Annotated in this window: 10 protein-coding genes; 9 read left to right on the top strand and 1 reads right to left on the bottom strand. The window is 36.0% G+C overall.

All coding sequences use genetic code 11. The features are described from left to right. Positions 1-17: 17 nt before the first annotated feature. The gene (locus QMO11_RS12695; RefSeq protein ID WP_282037628.1) at positions 18-1340 is read right to left on the bottom strand and encodes a TolC family protein; all 1323 of its coding nucleotides are present in this window, start codon (positions 1338-1340) and stop codon (positions 18-20) included. Between the two features lie 179 nt (positions 1341-1519). Between QMO11_RS12695 and QMO11_RS12690 the strand changes: the two genes are divergently transcribed. The 9 genes from QMO11_RS12690 (at position 1520) to QMO11_RS12650 (ending at position 19520) form a co-directional block, all read left to right on the top strand. Beyond that, positions 1520-2887 carry a sigma-54-dependent transcriptional regulator gene (locus QMO11_RS12690; protein ID WP_282037627.1) on the top strand — a complete coding sequence of 456 codons (1368 nt, stop codon included), beginning with the start codon at positions 1520-1522 and terminating at the stop codon, positions 2885-2887. Between the two features lie 23 nt (positions 2888-2910). Beyond that, positions 2911-4212, top strand: coding sequence for a sensor histidine kinase (locus tag QMO11_RS12685; RefSeq protein WP_282037626.1), 1302 nt, complete (start codon positions 2911-2913; stop codon positions 4210-4212). Between the two features lie 541 nt (positions 4213-4753). Next, a complete protein-coding gene (locus QMO11_RS12680; protein WP_282037625.1) occupies positions 4754-7864 on the top strand; it encodes a SusC/RagA family TonB-linked outer membrane protein in 3111 nt (1036 codons plus the stop codon). Positions 7865-7882: 18 nt separating this feature from the next. Continuing rightward, positions 7883-9781, top strand: coding sequence for a RagB/SusD family nutrient uptake outer membrane protein (locus QMO11_RS12675; RefSeq protein ID WP_282037624.1), 1899 nt, complete (start codon positions 7883-7885; stop codon positions 9779-9781). A 7-nt stretch (positions 9782-9788) separates the two neighbouring features. Next, on the top strand, positions 9789-11417 hold the full coding sequence (locus QMO11_RS12670) for a hypothetical protein (protein WP_282037623.1): 1629 nt from the start codon (positions 9789-9791) through the stop codon (positions 11415-11417). A gap of 71 nt (positions 11418-11488) precedes the next feature. Further along, complete coding sequence (locus QMO11_RS12665) at positions 11489-12145, top strand: hypothetical protein (RefSeq protein ID WP_282037622.1); 657 nt, start codon at positions 11489-11491, stop codon at positions 12143-12145. A 448-nt stretch (positions 12146-12593) separates the two neighbouring features. Then, positions 12594-15686 (top strand): SusC/RagA family TonB-linked outer membrane protein, encoded by a 3093-nt coding sequence (locus QMO11_RS12660; protein ID WP_282037621.1) that lies wholly within the window; start codon positions 12594-12596, stop codon positions 15684-15686. Between the two features lie 75 nt (positions 15687-15761). Continuing rightward, positions 15762-17711, top strand: coding sequence for a RagB/SusD family nutrient uptake outer membrane protein (locus QMO11_RS12655; protein ID WP_282037620.1), 1950 nt, complete (start codon positions 15762-15764; stop codon positions 17709-17711). A gap of 33 nt (positions 17712-17744) precedes the next feature. Further along, complete coding sequence (locus tag QMO11_RS12650) at positions 17745-19520, top strand: hypothetical protein (protein ID WP_282037619.1); 1776 nt, start codon at positions 17745-17747, stop codon at positions 19518-19520. The last annotated feature ends 43 nt before the right edge of the window (positions 19521-19563 follow it).

The raw sequence follows: 19563 nt of genomic DNA, 5'->3' as shown, positions 1-19563 counted from the left end.
ATCTATATTTATAATAATTAGATACTCAATAAAGCATCTCCCGTGGCAAAATAACTGAGCCACATACCCTGTATGGCCAAATCGGCATTAGCCTGACTGAATTCATTTTTGGCATTTAGTAAGCGCATTTGGCTGGCAAATAATTCCGTGGTGTTGGCTAGGCCGAGCTCAAATTTCTTTTCCATTTCCTGGTAAGCTATCGAGGCATACGATAATTTTTCTTGAGCTGCATTTACCAAACGTAAAGCGGCATTGTAATTAATGCAAACCTGCTCAATATCGCGATACACCATTTGCAAAGTTTGTTCTACCTGCAACTGCTGATTGCTTTTATTTATTTTGGCAATTTTTATTTCCGATCGGTTGTTTAAGCGCGTAAAAATAGGAATGCTTAAGTAAGCCGATATGTATTGGTTATTGTTGTTTTTAAGTTGGGTTTTGTACGGGTCGTCGTTAATATCGGTATAAACCGATTGTATGCCAGCCTGCATATTAATGCTTGGCATAAAATCACCCCTTGCTGTGGAAACCTGATATTTGGCCACTGCTAATCGGGCTTCTTCTTCTTTAATTCGTGGTAAATTATTGGCTGCTAAAGTATATACCGAATCCACCATGGCTACCTCTGTTTGTAATGGAATAAAAGGAGGTTTTATGGGGCTAATTGAATCGGTATTTTTATAATTCATAACCCTATACAAGTTACTGCGTGCAAAGGTCACTTCGTTCTCGGCAATTATCAGATTGTATTCATCATTACTCAACTGACTTTTTATTTCAATGCGTTCCACTTCCGAGGCCTTACCAATTTCGAGGAATTTCTCAATGCGTTGCAATTGCTGTTCCGATAAGGACAATTGTTCTTGAGCGGCATTCTCCTTGTCAATGCTAATAATCAATTTGTAGTAACAATCTGCTACTTCTAAAATCAACTCGTTTCGGGTGTTTTGTTCCGAACTGATGCCCGCCTTTAGTGCATATTTTTGAGCTCTAAGGGTATTTTGCTTTTTTAAACCATTAAATATGGCCAAGGAACTTTGTGCGTATAAAGAGTTCTGGTAATTGTCGTCGAAAAAATAACTGTTATTATCCGGGTTGGCCGATCGCCCCATATTATAACTAGCGTTACTACCTGCATATAAATTGGGTAAAAAATCGCCTTTGGCTTGTGTAACACGATGCTCCTGAATGCGTCTGTTGTTTTCGCTCACTTGCATACTAATGTTATGCTCTTGCGCATAATTAACGCAGTCGCTCAGGCTCCATGTTTTTTGTGCAGTGCTCCATTGGTTGAGGCCAATTATTGTTAATACTGTAAGTAGGTATCTTAGATTTTGCATGAGTTCTGATTATTATTTGCCAGATCTAATACCTAAAGTGTACCAAAATCGCAAATAATAACAAATCAATTACTTATGATTTTGGCTTTATTTTAAACTGTAAAAAAAATGGACAGGTATTGTCAATTTTCTACACACTTAATTATCTTTGATACAATACTTCATATAAATCATAATCGATGCCTACTACTGGAAATATACTTATTGTTGATGACAATACAGGCGCCCTTTCGGCCCTAGAACTCTTACTCGAAGATTATTTTGATCACATAAAAACGCTATCACACCCTGATGGGATGCTCACTGCCTTAGCGAAGAAAAAGTACCATGTGGTATTGCTCGATATGAATTTTAATGCGGGTGTAAACTCGGGTAACGAAGGTTTTTATTGGTTAGATCAGATCAAAGCCAATTATCCAGACATATCGGTGGTTATGTTTACGGCCTATGGCGATGTTGAATTGGCCGTGAAAGCAGTAAAGGATGGTGCCACTGATTTTTTATTGAAGCCATGGGATAATGCCAAAATGATTATTACGCTTCGCAATGCCGCCAAGCTAACCATGCAACAAGATGAGGTAAGTGAATTGAATGAAAAGAATTCGGCCTTAAAAAAAGCTGTAATGCCCGAGGTATCTAACATCATAGGTAAGTCAAAGCCCATGGAAGAGATGAAAACACTGATTCAGAAAGTGGGTGCCACCGATGCCAGTGTTTTAATTACAGGTGAAAACGGAACGGGAAAAGAAATGGTAGCGCGTTCCTTGCATGCCTGTTCACCACGAGCCAAGCAACTTATGGTGTCTGTTGATATGGGCGCTATTGCCGAGTCACTTTTCGAAAGTGAATTGTTTGGTCATGTAAAAGGGAGTTTTACCGATGCCAAGGAAGATAGAATTGGTAAAATTGAAATGGCCGATAAAGGCACCTTATTTTTAGATGAGATAGGGAATATTCCACTCAATCTGCAGGCCAAGTTATTAACAGCCATTCAAACTCAAACCATTTATAAAGTAGGATCAAATAAACCCATTAAGGTTGATTTTAGGTTGATATCCGCCACTAACAATAATCTCAATCAAATGGTGGAGGATCAACTGTTCCGTCAGGATTTACTATTCCGTATTAATACCATACAAGTAGAAGTGCCAGCACTGCGCCAACGCGGTAACGATGTGGTGTTAATTGCCAATTATTATTTAGATAAATTAAGCAAGAAATACAAGAAGAATGATTTGAAGCTGAGTGCTGAAGCTACCGAAAGACTGAAAACGCACACTTGGCCAGGAAATGTAAGAGAGCTGGAGCATGCCATTGAGAAAGCCGTGATTTTATCCGACTCCAATGAAATTGAGTCCACTCTGTTTTCGTTCCAAAGTGCGGTGAGTAGTCCTAGTTTTGATACCGACATGACCATTGAAGAAATGGAGCGAGAGCTGATTAAATCGAGTGTCGATCAGTATGGCGACAACCTTTCTGCCGTAGCTAAAAAATTGGGTATAACCCGACAAACATTGTACAATAAGCTCAAAAAATATCAAATCTAATTTTACCCGATAAAAAACCTTCTATGTTCAAAAATGTCAAATTTGAAATAATTGCTTGGCTTGTTGGCCTAATAAGCGCATCAATAATCGCCACCATTAAATTATATCCGCATCATTACATCCTATTGATCTGCTTTATTCTTGGCATAATCACCCTTTCTGTTTGGCGTTTTTTATACTTGTTCGATGAGGGAAACCGCAAGTTGAGTTATTTTATCAATTCGGTCCGTAATAAAGATACCACCTTAAACTTCCCCGATGATTTACCCATAAAAAGCAGCGGTCAGCTCAATAAGGCACTGAATCAGCTGAACCAAATGTTAAAGAAAATACAGATGGACTCAGTGGCTGAGGAGCATTATTTACAAGCGATTATTGATCAATCGCCCACGGGGTTAATGGTGCGCGACGAACAGCAAAAAATCATACTAGCCAATAAGTCGGTGCGTGACTTATGTAAGCTGCCGAGCATTTATCACCTCAATCAGTTCGATAGAGTATCTGCTCGACTAAAGCAAATTGTTGCCAACATCACACCAGGCGATAGTAAGCTCGAGAATATCACCATCTATCAGCAAAAACAACAATTGTCGTTTCAAGCATCAGCTATCAGAATGCGCCAACGGGATTTGACTTTAATATCCATCCGCAACCTACAAGTTGAACTCGACGAAAAGGAAATTGAAAGTTGGGTGAAACTCATTAGAGTCTTAACACATGAAATCATGAACTCCTTGGCTCCAATCACATCCATCAGTCAAACCCTAAGTAACTTATCTGATCAGGATATCAGTGACGAAAAAAAACTAAGCAAAGCCCAAAAAGGTTTAAAAGTAATCAACAATCAAGCAGAGGGATTAATACAATTTGTGAATACCTACCGTTCGCTCACACAGATTCCCACACCTAAATTAGAAAGCTTCAATTTAAAAGAAGAAGTGGAGCAATGGGTGGCTTTGGGTAAGGAATATTGCCCTGATATTGTTTTTAATATCCAAGTAAAGGAAGTTCAAATTACATCAGATAAGCAAATGCTGTCACGCGTTTGTACCAACTTAATTAAAAATGCCTGTGAAGCGCTTAAAAATACCCCTTCACCACAAGTAGTTATCGTTTATAAACAAGGTAAACTCAGCATCTCCAACAATGGCCCTCAGATTGAAGATGAGGTGCTCGAGAATATATGGGTGCCATTTTTTACAACCAAGAATAATGGTAGTGGTATTGGCTTAAGTTTATGTAAGCAAATCATCAAAAAATTGAATGCTACAATTTCTGTTATCAGTAATAACGATATCACTACCTTTTCAATTCAGTTTAATTAGTGTTTTACTTTCATGTAGTCCTTAGAAAGCTTATAGGTATTTGGCTGCTCCATAAAGATCTTCTTTTAGATTAAATGTAATCAAGTAATCAATAGTTGCAACTAACGGTGTAATTAGGGCAATTAAATTCTTCGTTTCTTTTTTTGTTAGAATAAGTATTAACTAGGGTGGTTAGGCCGTTATTGACGGGGCTTTTGTGCCTTCTTAGAAGGATATTATCTTTTAAATTATTTTCAGTGTTTTATATAAATTGCAAAATGTGAATGTTTCTTAATTAGATGAATGTTTTAACTATAATAGGGTGGGTGAAGTTAATGCTCAGTGTGATAGGTATTTGTAGTGTTGTATTGTGTATTTACCGCTGTTTGTTTTTTATTACACCACCCTTGATTGCCTTGTTTACCGCTTTCATTTCAAGTCTTACTCCATATTCTATTAACATTTATTAGGATAATTTTGGAAAGTGAAATATTGTTGACCTTTCTTACTAAGGAGTTCGAGTATTTCATTAATCCGAAATTTATGTAAAAAAACAATTATTATGAAGAAACTAAGTTGTATGCTTAGCCTTTCAAATAGGTGGGTGATTCTGCTTATTTTGAGTCTTACTAGCATTGGAGTCTTTGCCCAGCAAAGTTTTATTACAGGTACAGTAACAAGTGCCGAAGATGGTTTGCCTATTCCAGGGGTAAGTGTAGTGGTTAAAGGAACTACTACCGGAACCATTACCGATATGGACGGTAAGTACAATATTAAGGTGTGGCAGGGTAAAGAATTGCTATTCAGTTTTATTGGTATGAAGAATACCACTGTAATTGCTGAAGGGGGTGTTATTAATGTAAAAATGGAACCGGAGTCAATTGGACTCGAAGAAGTAGTTGCCATTGGTTATGGTACTCAAAAGAAAAAGGAGCTTACAGGTGCTGTAGTTCAGGTTAAATCTGATGAAATTACTAAGATTGCTACCTCCGACCTTGGAGATGCTTTACAAGGTAAGGTAGCTGGTGTAAGTGTACAATCAAGTTCTGGTGCACCAGGTGAGGGATCTAATATTCAAATTCGAGGTGTTGCCACAAGTTTTGAAGGTTCTAATAATAACCCGCTTTATATTGTTGATGGTATCCCGTATGATGGAGATCCAGGATTGAGTCCTAATGAAATTGAAACTATCGATGTACTTAAGGATGCTGCATCAGCTGCTGCATATGGTACTCGTGGTGCTGCTGGGGTTATTTTAATAACTACAAAACAAGGTAAAGCGGGCGATGTTAAAGTTTCGTATAATGGATACTATGGTATTCAGAATATTACATCAGAAATGCCTTTGGTTGGTTTTGATGACTATATGTATATTGAGTCATTAAACCAAATTACACAGAGTCCTGAAAAAAATGCTGAAAATGATTTTTGGTATACTCTAGAGCAGTCACCTCACCAAATGAGTAATGATAACAGTATTATGGATGTGGTTCAGCAAGATAATGCTGCTATTCAAAATCACAGTATTCAATTATCCGGAGGGCAGAAGAATTTAACTGCAAGTGCTGTATTAAACTACTTCTCTCAAGATGGTACTTTAATTAACTCAGGTTATGAAAGAATGAATGGAAGAGCCAACCTTAATTTTCAGAAAAATAAATTAAGAGTTAGAGCTGGTTTTGGTTTTAGTGTTGATGAAAAGAAAAATGCGCCTTACGGCATTTTGTATGAAGCTTATAAATTTAAGCCTCATAGTGATATGGTTGATCCTAATAACCTATCTTTTACCAATAGTGGGACTGATGAGAATGAAATTAATAACGCAAGTAGGTTAGCAATTTTATTCTCCCAAGAAGATGTTACAAAGGGTAAAGCATTTAATGCAAATACAAATATTAATTATCAAATAGTAAAGGGCCTAAATTTAACTTACACATTTGGAGCTAACTACAAAAATACTTTTAGAAAGCAAGTTGTACCATTATTTCAAATATATGATGCCAATGGTGATTTAAGAAATCAAACAACACGTTCTAGCATTAAGAATACTTCAGGAATATCTAGTAAAATTACTTCTGAGGTGGGTGCTAATTACACTAAAAAGTTTGGTAAGCACAAAATTAAATTATTAGGAGTGTATACCTATGAAAGAATGGAATACGGTCAGCATTTAGGTGTTAAGTATGACATTCTGAATAATGGAGTAACGGTTTTAAATGGTGGTAGTACTGAGCCTAATGCCGAGTCTGGTATGAGTATCTGGACACAGGATCGTACTACTACTTTAATAGGTTTATTAGGTCGTGTAAATTATGATTATAAAGGAAAGTATTTAGTTACTGCGAGTGTTAGACGAGATGGATCATCTAAGTTTGGTAGTGATGAGCGTTGGGGGGTTTTTCCAGCATTCTCGGCAGGTTGGAATATTTCAGACGAGCCTTTTTGGTTAGGAGTTAAAGATGTTGTGAATGTGATGAAATTAAGAGCAAGTTGGGGTACTGTAGGTAATCAAAACTTTGGAGATTATTTATATTCGCCTGCAGTTACAACAGGTAAAGATTACGTATTTGGTCCTGAAACAAATGAGTATCTTGTTTTAGGGGCTACGCAGACAGCTTATGCAAACCCTTATGTGAAATGGGAAACTTCAGTTTCTTCTAACTTAGGGTTGGATGTTTATATGTTGAATAACAAAGTAAACTTTACTGCAGAGGTATATAACACTGAGAAACAAAATATGCTTTTCCCATTTCAAGTACCTGCATCTGCAGGAGTAGGAACAGGAAGTGGTTCAACGGTACCTTTAAATATTGGGGATATGAGCAATAGAGGGCTTGAACTTTCAGCAGGATACAGGCATTCTGGTAAATTTACATGGGGTATCAATGGAACTTTTTCTAAAAATATGAATAAGGTTAGCATGCCTGGTGATATTAATATATCATACTACACAGACGGTAAGCCTGTTGCAAATGGACAGAATAATTATGTGGTAACTGCTCTTGCAGATGGTTATGAGGCAGGTGCTTTTTTTATGATGCCTACTGATGGTATTATAAATACAGAAACCAAATTGGCCGAAGCTCAAAAAATTAGAGCGGATGCAAAAATGGGAGACCTTTTCTATGTGGATACAAATGGCGACGGAGAATTAAGTGATGCTGACCGTGTTTATGCAGGTAGTGGTATGCCAGATTGGGAAGCAGGTATAAATTTTGATATTGCTTATAAAGGTTTCGATTTTAATATGCAATGGTATGCGTCGGTTGGTAATGAGATTATTAATGGTAGTAAGTTAACAGCCTACTTTAGTAAAACTCATGAAGATATGTTGTATCAATGGACTGAGAATAACCCATATTCTCAAATACCTATAAATAGAGGACGTGATCATATTAATTATGCATCTTTTGCAGATATATGGGTTGAAGATGGTTCTTTCTTACGTTTACGTAATGTCATATTAGGTTATACAATTCCTAAAAAGTTAACTAGCAAAGCTAAAATATCTAAATGCCGTGTTTATTTGGCAGCACAAAACCCTATTACCATAACAAAGTATGATGGTTATGATCCTGAGATTGGTAGTAATGGACTTTCAAAAAGGGGCTTAGATGTAGGTAACTACCCAGTTGCTGCACAGTATCGTGTAGGTGTACAGCTTGATTTTTAATATTAAAAAGAACTAAAAATGAATTACAAAATATTATTACTATTATCCGTATTCGTTGGAGGCTTGTTATTTCACTCTTGTTCAGATGATGTACTAGAACAAGTGAACCCTAACAAAATTACAACGGATTCATTTTGGAAAACACAAGATGATTGTGAACGTGGTGTAAATGCCATATACAATGCCTTTAAGGATAAAAACTTAATGGCAATGAGAGCTGAAAGTAATCGTTCCGACATGGGACATAAGTATGCCAATGACAACGAAAACTCATTTTATTTAAAAACATATAACAATTCGAAGCCAGAGATTGAAGGTAAGTGGGCTGCTATTTATACGGGTATTTTTAGAGCGAATCAGGCACTAGAGGGTTTGATTCAATTTAAAGAAGAAAATCCCGAAGTTGATGAAGTTCTATGGAATAACTGGTATGCTCAAGCTTTATTCTTTAGAGGGTTATTTCATTTTTATGCTTATAGTTCCTTTAACGATGGTGAAGTGCCTATTAGAGATATAGTTCCTCAAGTGCTTGAGGATTATCAAATTCCTGTTAGTCCGGCTAAAGATGTTTTTAACTTTTTTATGTCCGATTTAAAACAAGCTTACGTAGAAAATATGTTGCCAAACACTTGGAATGATACCGATCCAGGTAGGATTACAAGAGGAGCCGTTGCTGCTGTTATTGGCCAAGCTTACTTATACGAAGCAAATTATGATTCTGCAAAATTCTACTTTGAGGATGTTATTAATAATTCAGCATATGGTTATGCATTAACTGAAGACCTAAGGGATAATGTAGGTAAAACAAATGAATTAAATTCTGAAGCTATATTAGAAATTGTTTATTCTGAAAATCTAAAGCCAGAACAACAAGCGAGTGCAGCAGATGGTGTTTCCGCAAAATATGGTGACGATGTAAGTCCAATCGAAACGCAATGGGGACAAGCTGCAATGTATCCGGCTTATTGGTTACAAATGGCTTATAAAAATGACCCTATGGATTCTACAGATGCTCGTAACCTTACACCTGAAATTGATATTATTACAGGTGAGGCAACGGACAATGAAGTGCTTAGAAAGCATAACCTGAGAGCTTCTGCCTATATTGCTTTTGTTGATGATGAAGCAGCGCAATATTATTTAGAAAGACCAGCTCTTGCCTGGGTTTTTAATAATAAGAGTACTGCTGCATTTAAAATGATGTCAAATTGTAACGAATATACCTACTTAGATTCTCGTCCGAATTCAACAACTTTTAAATCAGGTGTTAACTATAGAGTACTTCGTTTGGCTGATATTTATTTAATGTACGCTGAAGCTTTAATAGAAGGTGGAGATAATGATGGTGGTGTTGCACAAGCCTTATCTTATATTAATAAAGTTAGATATAGGTCTGCACTTCAGCTTTTTGGTACCGTTAGCGAATGGACGGATCATGGTAAAACCTATGATGGTCTTACTTATGATGCTCAAATGGTAATGGAAAAATTAATGTATGTTGAGCGTCCACTTGAAATTTCAATTCTAGGTCATGCCTCTCGTCATATGGATTTACGTCGTTGGGGAGTTTATAAAGAAAGATTTCAGGAGTTAGCAACTCACAGGTATGCTTTTGGTTCTTATCCTCAAGAAAAATGGACGGTTGAACCAGATGGAACCAGAAAATATGTTTACCCTAATAATGAGGAAAAAATTATTAATCCTGATGGTGGTAGCCCAATTATACGTTGGGGATCGATATTATACTTTGATAACTATTTTGATAATGCAGTAGGTTGGAATGGCAATCCTCCAAACGCTGGCGCTTTTGATACAGAATATGAGCAAGCTGCATCTAACTATATCGAAAGTCAGCATGCATACTGGCCTATACCTCTGGTTGAAGAAACGAGTAACCCAAAAATTTACGATAAATAGGAAAGCAATGAAAAAAATAAATTTATTATATATACTAATCATGTTTATAGCTTTTGTAAGCTGTAATGATGAGTATGTTGCGCCGAACAGTTTCACGGATGTGTCGTGGTATTCTCCTACTTTTAAGGGAAATGATTTTGATAGGTATCCTCTTCTAGGACAAAGAGATTATTTCTCAATTGTAGATATTTCTCAAGGAGAAGAGGAGCATAAATGGGAATTATTAAATGATAGTATTTTCTTTTTAGAAGGGGAAATTGTTAGAAACGATACTACACTGGCAGAAAAAGTTGCCGGAGGTGGTATGGTAGGAGATGTATCAGAAGATAAAACAGTTCATTTATATTTCCCAAAGGGAGGTATACAAAGTGTACGTCTTTATAACACTTTTGAAGAAGAGGTTACTTTTAAAGCAAAGGATACTACATTAACTTCTGTATTTGACGAAAAGTTAGGCCTGCATGTATTCGAACATATATTTACTGTTGATGTGTATCACGATGTAGTGGCTAAATATAGAGTTTACAGAGAGAACGGTGATGAAATAGATTTGTCAGGATCTGATACCATTACAATTGATATAGCCAATAGAGAAAAGTTATATTTTGCCCAAAATGTTGACTCAATTTACCACATTACAGGTGTTAACTGGCAATTTCCTAAAGCAGTACCTTCAACTTCTTCCCAAGATTCAGTTGCTGTCACTTTTTATACTCCTGGTGTAGTTAAGAATATTGCATTTACAGCATCACGCAGCGGACAGAATATTCCTCCGGGTAGCGATAGAGTAATTTTACCATTGATTATCAATGTTGGAGATGGGCCGTTTACTCCTGTTGAAATAACTAAAGGTGATGCAACAACATTAAAAGTACAATTAAGCGGGTCTCTTGATGGAAACCTAAGCTCAAGTGATTTTACAGTAGTAGCTAAAAATGCTGATTTAGGTCAGGACTTCAATATTGATGTTGCATCTGTAACTATGGAACAAGATAATTCACTTGCGGTACTTACCTTAAGTGAGTCTATATATGTGAATGATGAAGTACATGTATCTTATGTAGGAACAGGCCATAAAGCTACGGATAAGAGACCATTAGAACCAGGTACAGTTATTTTAGCACCAATTCCTCCGATAAACAATGTTAATGATGGTGGTTTTGAGGCAGGCTCAGGTAAGTGGATTTCGCCTCCTAGTTTTGAAGGTGGTAGGGTGACTGATCCTGCTAGCTATTCAACAGACTACGCTGAGGATGGAATGTATAGCATGCATGCTATAAAAACTGCCGGTGGTCAAACTGCTTTCTCTAATGGTTCTGGTTTTGTTTTAGAAGAAGGTGTTACTTATACATATTCTTTTAGCTATTACGCGATAAGTACTAGTAAAGAAGGAGGTGCATTTGAAGCACGTATATCCCCATTATTAGATAATGGCAACGTGCAAGAGTCGAAACTTGAAGGAGCTTGGAATGGTTTAAATGGTCTTAAAATTGGGGAATGGACAACTAAATCGTATACTATTGTAGGTGATGGTAAAAAGTATACAGTTGCAGTACTTTTCTATGGTGGTTCTGCTGTTGAAGTTTATTTTGATAACTTCTCTGTTGTAGCAAACAATAATCGACCAATGCCTTAAAGGGTTTAACAATAGAAAGACAATCCCATATATGGGATTGTCTTAGGTATAAAAATGTTTAAAATAAGATTATGAAAAAAAATATAAAGTTATTATTAGGTGCACTGGTTATGGTGTTCACCTTATATAATTGTAAAGAGGAAGCAGATCCAAAGCCTGATATTAGTTTAGTGCCTGTATATTCTCTTGTTAATATAGATGGTATGGCTGATCCAATCATCAATATTTATCAAGAGCAGCCAATTGTAACAGTTCGTGAAGGGAATAAAATTACATCTCTATTAGCTTCTGAATATAGTGACAGTACTATTGTTGATAGTATATTTAAATTACGTGTTACAACATGGGAAGAGATTACAATGGTAGAGAAGTTTGATGAAGTTGCAGAATATGAAATTGAAGATTATGAGCCTGAAGAATATATTTCAGATACATATCTGCGTAAATATATTATTCTCGCAGAAGACCATATGGATACTGCAGTAAATGTTGGATCGATGGATTTGTTTACTGAACATATTCATTACAATAGATATGTTGAGAAGGCGCTAATAGGCGAAGAGATTGATAATGTGATTAAGGATTTGGGCATTGTCACAGATTCAGTAGATACTGGTGATGAGATTATTGGGATTTCTTATGAATTGGCAATCTGTCAGGATACCGTTATAACACAAATGAACGAAACAAAAACTCTTGAGTTAGAAGAAAAGGAAGTGTTTTATTAACAAAATTTGCTAAAAAATTTATTAAGCTCCAATCTATTAAGGTTGGAGCTTTTTGTTTTGTATAAGTCCATATCTCTTGTTTTTTCTGATGTAAAATTAATAATTTCATACTTCTATTTATAGTAACATACGTTAGTTGGTAGTCAATTAATAATTATTTCCAAAGCCGAAAAAAACTTAATTTTTTATATTCGTATGCTGCTCAGTACATTTTCATGCCTAATAACTACGATGTATATATAAACTAGATTATTAGTGTATTTGATTTTGCATTTACCCCTGTTTGGTTAATTGTACATCCCCTCTAAATAGTGTATTTTACCACCTTATATTCAATCCCTACTCTATACTTCATTAACATTTATTAGGATAGTTTTGGCCATATGAGTTACGTTGTAGTACTGCGCATACTGCTAGTATCAGGGGTTTATTAAAATTAAATAGAATTATGGAAGAACGGAATCGAGTGTTTAAATCCTCAAGGAGGTGGATGCTTACGCTTTTTATAGCTTTGCTAAGCATGGGTGCTTTTGCCCAACAAAGTATTATAACTGGTGTTGTTACCAGTACAGAAGATGGCTTACCTATACCAGGGGTAAGTGTTGTTGTAAAAGGAACTTCAAATGGTACAATTACTAACATTGATGGTAAATTTAGTGTTAAGGTTTGGCAGGGAAAAGAGTTGGTATTTAGTTTTGTTGGGATGGAGACCCAAACAATAGTTGCCAAAGGAGGAGTAATTAACGTAGATATGCAGCCTGAATTATTTGGTTTGGATGAAGTAGTTGCTATTGGTTACGGTACGCAAACCAAAAAGGAGATTTCCGGTGCTGTAGTACAAGTAAAGTCTGAGGATTTAACTCGTATTGCTACTGCTGATATTGGTACAGCCCTGCAGGGTCAGGTGGCTGGTGTAAATGTACAAGCGAGCTCGGGAGAACCGGGTGCAGCCTCAAATATCCAAATTAGAGGAGTGAGCTCAATTGATGGTTCTAATAATCCGCTTTACGTAGTTGATGGTATTCCTCAAGATGGTAATCCTAATTTGAGTACCAACGAGATTGAAACAATGGATATTCTTAAGGATGCAGCTTCGTGTGCTATTTATGGAACTAGAGGTGCTGCAGGGGTTATTTTAATTACAACTAAACAAGGAGAATCTGGAACCTTAAAAATTAATGTAGATAGCTACATGGGGATTCAAAAAATTACATCAGGTATTGAATTGATGGGTTTTGAAGATTATTGGTACGGTCAATATATTCGTAATTTACAAGGAAATTCCAATACAACTTTGGATCATATGTGGACTCAATTACGAAACGACCCTAATCAGTTTACTCATAATACACAGTTAATTGATGTTATTCAGAATGATAATGCTCTTATTCAAAACCACAGTGTAAATATCTCTGGTGGTCAAGAGAATCTTCGTTTTAGTGTTGTTGCTTCTTACTTTGATCAAGAGGGGATATTGATAAACTCAGGTTATGAGCGTTTTAACTTGCGATCAAATATCAATTTTAGTAAGAAGAAGTGGCAGTTTAATATGGGATTAGGTATGGTTGTTGACGAAAAACAAAGCCCCCCATTCCAATTATTATATGATGCATATAAATACAAGCCATTTCAACAACCACTGGATCCTAATGATAATTCAGTTGCAAATGCAGGAACAGGAACAGATGATGGAAACATGCAGCAGCTAGGTAATTTAATGTATAAGTTTTTACAAACTGACGTTAAAAACGGAGAAAACTTCAATGGTAATTTTAATATAAAATACAACATTGCAAAAGGTTTTGATTTTAACTCGCGTTTTGGTGCTAAATATGCAAACTCAACACGTGTAGTCATTAACCCTCCAATTTATATATATAATAATGATGGAGATAGAATTGAGAACCCGCAAAATAGATCACAAATAAGAAATACTGCCGATAGAAGTACGAGTATGACATGGGAAAACTCGTTAACGTACACTAAAAAAATTAAGGATCATAAATTACGATTACTAGGAGTATTTTCAACAGAGAAGCATACCTATAGCCAGTTTACTGGTAGTAGAATGGACTTGGTGTCAGGAGATGTTTATGTGCTTAATGGTGGAACCAATGATCCAAATGCAACTTCTGGTTTTGGCCGTTGGGGGCAGGATAGAGAAAGTACTTTGGTTGGTATGTTAGGTCGTGCACAGTATGATTATAAAGGCCGTTATTTGTTTAGCGCTAGTGTGCGTAGGGATGGATCTTCTCGTTTTGCAAAAGAAAATAGATGGGGAATATTTCCATCAGCTTCAGCAGCATGGAATGTTGCCGATGAGGCATTTTGGACAAATGTTAAGAAAACTGTGAATGCCTTTAAAGTAAGAGCAAGTTTAGGTACTACAGGAAATCAAAATTTTGGTGATTATATCAACAATGCAAATATTGAAACGGGTTATGATTACCCATCTGCTAATGGTACTTTGGTTACAGGTTTGATACAGCAATTTTATGCAAATCCAGATATTAAATGGGAAACCACACAGCAAGTAAATTTTGGTATTGATATGGGTATGTTTAAAAACCGCTTATCCCTAAATGCTGATATCTACCAGTCGAATAAACGTGATATGTTATTTCCACGTTTGATGCCCTTATCTGCCGGATCAGGGCAAAATCAAACCATCACGCTTAATGTAGGCGATATGGTTAATAAAGGTGTAGAGCTTTCTTTGGGCTGGCGTAATTCAGGTAAAATTAAGTGGGGTGTGAATGGAACTTTCACGAAAAACTTAAATGAAATTACGCGTATGGCTGGCGATATGAATTCATATATCTTGTTTAACGACGGATGGGCTGTTAATAATGAACAGAAAATATCAGGTATTCAACAAGGCTATGAAGCAGGAGCATTTTTTGTTATGCCAACAGATGGTATTGTAAATACCCAAGAAAAGCTAGCAGAATATCAGCGTATAAGACCTGAGGCTAAAATGGGTGATTTAATTTATGTTGATACTAATGGTGATGGAATTATAGATGATTCAGATAGAGTTTACGGAGGTAGTGGTATGCCTGATTTTGAATTAGGTTTAAATGCGAATGCATCCTACAAGGGGTTTGATGTTTCTATGCAGTGGTATGCTTCAATAGGTAACGATATTGTCAACGGATCTAAAATTTACGCCATGCAGTATGAAACACATGCTGATTATATCTACCAATGGTCAGAGAATAATCCGTACGCTGGTATCCCGGCTCAGCGCGGGAGACAAGATATGAACGTTAGTAGTGTTGCTGATATATGGGTTGAAGATGGTTCTTTTGTACGCCTTCGAAATGTAACTCTAGGATATACTATTCCTGCGCAAAAACTAAAAAAAGCCGGAATCTCAAAATTAAGAATTTATATCGCTAGTGATAACCCGCTTACATTAACAAAATATGGAGGTTATGACCCTGAAGTTGGGGGTAATGGATTAGCTACAAGAGGACTAGATAAAGGTAATTACCCAATTGCTTCGCAATACCGAATAGGACTTCAGTTAGGATTTTAATGGATGTGTATAATGTAATACGAAATGGTTTTAAATGTCTTTCATTTTAGTAATTACAAGTAATAAATTGAACGTATGAAGATTAGATTTATATATATATTAATTGCTCTTGTTACCATAGGAACAATGAGTAGTTGTGATGATTTTCTCACCAAAGAAAATCCCAATCAAATTACAGTAGATAATTTTTGGAATAACCTTGAGGATTGTGAGAAAGGTATGGTAACTGTATACAATCAGTTGCGTCGACAAAATATGCATCAGGTTGTAGCTGAAAATTTAAGATCAGACATGGCTTATCCTGGCCTAGGACGTCCAACTCCAACTAATGCCAATAACGCAAGGTTTTATAACCAGGTATTTAGTAATACCGATGGTGCTCCTAACCAAAAGTGGGCCGAGCTTTATATTGGTATATTCAGAACCAACCAGGTTATAAAAGGATTGGAAGGAATAAAGGACGATATGTTAAGCGATAAAGATAAGCTATCGTGGAAGCATTTAATGGCAGAAGCTCGTTTCTTCAGAGGTTATTTTCATTATTGGGCAGCAAGTTCTTTTAATAAAGGAGAAGTTATTATTTATGATTTTGTGCCGGTTGACGAGTCAAAAGGAGAACATTATCAACCCCTATCTTCTGAAGAGAAGGTTAGAGAATTTTATCGCAATGATTTAAAATATGCATTTGATTCGTTGCCAGCTGTAGGCCAGTGGGAGAGATATGAATACGGAGAAAAAGCGACTCGATATGCGGCTGCTTTTGCTTTGGCTCAGAGTTACCTATCGCAACCTAGTGGTGTGGATTATGAAAGTGCTAAATTTTATCTTGCTGATATAATTGAAAGCGGACAATTTTCGTTGGCTGAAATTAATGAAAATATGACAACCGATGGAGAAAACAATGTTGAGTCAATTCTTGAAATAGCCTATGATAGAGACTTAAAGCCTGAGTCTGGTAATTATTCTCCAGCAAATTCAACTTACAGTAATTATGCGCAAATGATTTCTTCAATGGGAGGTTGGCGTAATATTTATCCAAGCTGTTGGTTAACTATGGCATATAAGGGCGATTCTTTAGATATTAACGATCAAAGAAATATGCATTATTATGAAAATGAAAATGGAGAAATCAAAAATGTGGTTAAACCATATTCATTAAGAACTTCATACTCTATTGCTTTAGCTGATGATTCTTTAGAGTATTATGGAGGACAACCTGGTGCCGTAAGTAACTTTCAATACGACCAAGGTACATCACTTTTTAGAAAATTAACGAATTGGGATATTTGTGAAAATGAGAATGAATTAAATGCCCGTTCAGGTGTGAATTACCGCTTAATGCGATTAGCAGATGTGTACCTAATGTATGCCGAATGTTTAATAGAAGGCGGTTCTAATGGCTCTAATACAGCAGAGGCTATTAAATACATTAACAAGGTAAGGTATAGAGCGGGGTTGCGTTTATTGGGCGAGGCTTCTAATGGCGAGTGGCCTGAATTAGGAAAACCAGGTATTCACCCCGAAACAAATCAGGACACAACCATTTATACGTACTTTGGTAATATTATGGATTATAGAAATATAAGGGGGCAAGAAAATCCGAATGAACCAATTATTGATGCAGACTCAGGAATTGATCAGCGCGTATTAGTTGATATCACAGATCCGAAAGTATTAATGGAGTGGTTAATGTTTGTTGAGCGTCCCTTAGAGTTATCAATAGAAGGAATGGATACGAGGTTAATTGACTTACGTAGATGGAGTAATAATCTAGCATGGTTTGATTTGGGAGATTACTTTAAAACCTTAGCAAGTAATACCTACCAAGGTGATAATTTCGCCTTTACAAATCCAAACAATGGAAATTCAGGAACTCGATATAATGCACTTTTGTTTCATGGAGTAAAAGATCCTAAAAAACAAGTTTTTGTTGATTACGAGCAGGCTGCCAATAATTATATTGAAGGAGTTCATGCTTATTGGCCAATTCCAACGCAAGAAATTATTGCTAATCCAAATTTATAGAAACATTCTATTGAATAATTAAATAATAGAACGATGAATAATATACATATATTTACTTACATATTTCTGCTTGCCTTATTGGTAACAGGGTGTAAAGATGAAGAGTATGCACCAATTAACCATTTCTCAGATGTTGCATGGTTAAACTCGGGAGATAAACAAAAAGATAACGGAAATGAATTTAATATTGCTATAGGCAAATACCATTCGTTTTCTGATTTGTCTCAAGGTGCCCTAGAGCATTCGTGGTCCTTTCCTGGTGGCTCTGATATTAATTGGTTAGATGGAAGAATCACGCGAGAGGATACTGATTATACTCAATTTATTGTAGAGAGCAACGATACCTTATCTAGAGAAAATACAATTCACCTGCTTTTTAATAAACAAGGTTCTTACCCTATTAGATTGTATAATGAGTTTAAAGATTCGGTTAGCTTTAACGGAGGTTCCATTGAAAACCCAATCGGATATTCATCTTATTATAATAAAGAAAAAGATGTGTATGTTGTTGATACCTCTTTTGTTGTAAGAGTGTATGGTGATATTTGTCCAGCTGTTGAAGTTTGGCATATTAAAGAGTCAGGTGAAGAAGTGTTAATACTTGACTTATCATCAGATACTATAGTTGATGAAGAAGACATGGAATCATGGGACACATATACTATAGAAGGTGGAGATTCTATTAAGTATGTAGATAAAACCTTAGAGTATGGTGAAGGGTGGCCAACTAAAACAGATTGGATATTAGAAGGAGTGTATCCTACTGAAATAATTGGGAAAACTATTGCGATACAAAAATATAATTCACCAGGAATATATACATCTCAGATTAGATTAAAAAGGGAAAGTTCTACAAATCAATTTCCTGAAACGGATAAGTTGAGCTATCTACCGTTTAAACTTGAAGTAACTCCATCAACTAAACCATTTGGTGTTTCAGGGCAAATTACAGAGTTAGAGGATGAATCAATTCAAATCGAATTAACTAGCGATGCCTCAGAATTTTCAGGAGAAGAAGGTAATTTTATCGTTACAGTGAATAATCAAGTTTTAGATTCACCCATAACAATTCCAGTAAAAAGTGTTAAGCGTAACGACCATACTAAAACAAATATATTGTTAAAATTAGAAGATCCGATCTATAATAGCGACGAGATTACAATTCAATATCTTGGAGGTAATATAACCTCTACAGATGGACGTGAATTAGGCGAATTTACTGAATCTGTAAAGATGAATATGGATTATTTAACAGCCGACAAAAATGTTTGGGGTTTTGAAAGTGGGGGACCATATTTACCCAAAGAAGAAAGCTCAAATACGCAATGGGGAGCTAGTTGGAATTTAGATAACAAAGGAACAGGAACCTATACCACAGATAGAGCCTACAGCGGAAACTATTCAATGAAACTTACCACAGGAGAAGGTTATAAAGAATGGGCAATAATGGATAGTCCTGAGATATTAGGAATGAAACAGGGAAAAACTTACAATATTGTTTATAAGTATTTTAGAGAGAGTGATGATAACTTTCATCATATCCAAGCATTTATGAATTCAAGTGAATTAGAAGGTTTTAGTATTCCTGGATCTTGGCATAATAATTTAAATGTTATTGGTGAATGGACTGAATGGAACTATTTTAAAGAAATAGGAACGGCCTTTGCTTTTACCAAGGCTTCAAGTAATCGCTTTTTAACATGGCGTGTTGCTAATCCGGCTAACTCAGGTGCAGGTCCTTTAGGAAGTGCAAGCATTTATTTTGATGATTTTGAAATTTATGAATGGGAACCACGTCCCAATCCTTAGAAAATAAATATATAGAATGAGAAATCAGTATGTTTTCTCATTC

Origin of the sequence: Saccharicrinis aurantiacus (assembly GCF_947489045.1) — a bacterium.
GTDB classification, from domain to species: domain Bacteria; phylum Bacteroidota; class Bacteroidia; order Bacteroidales; family Marinilabiliaceae; genus Saccharicrinis; species Saccharicrinis aurantiacus.
This window is presented reverse-complemented; position numbering and strand designations above follow the sequence as displayed.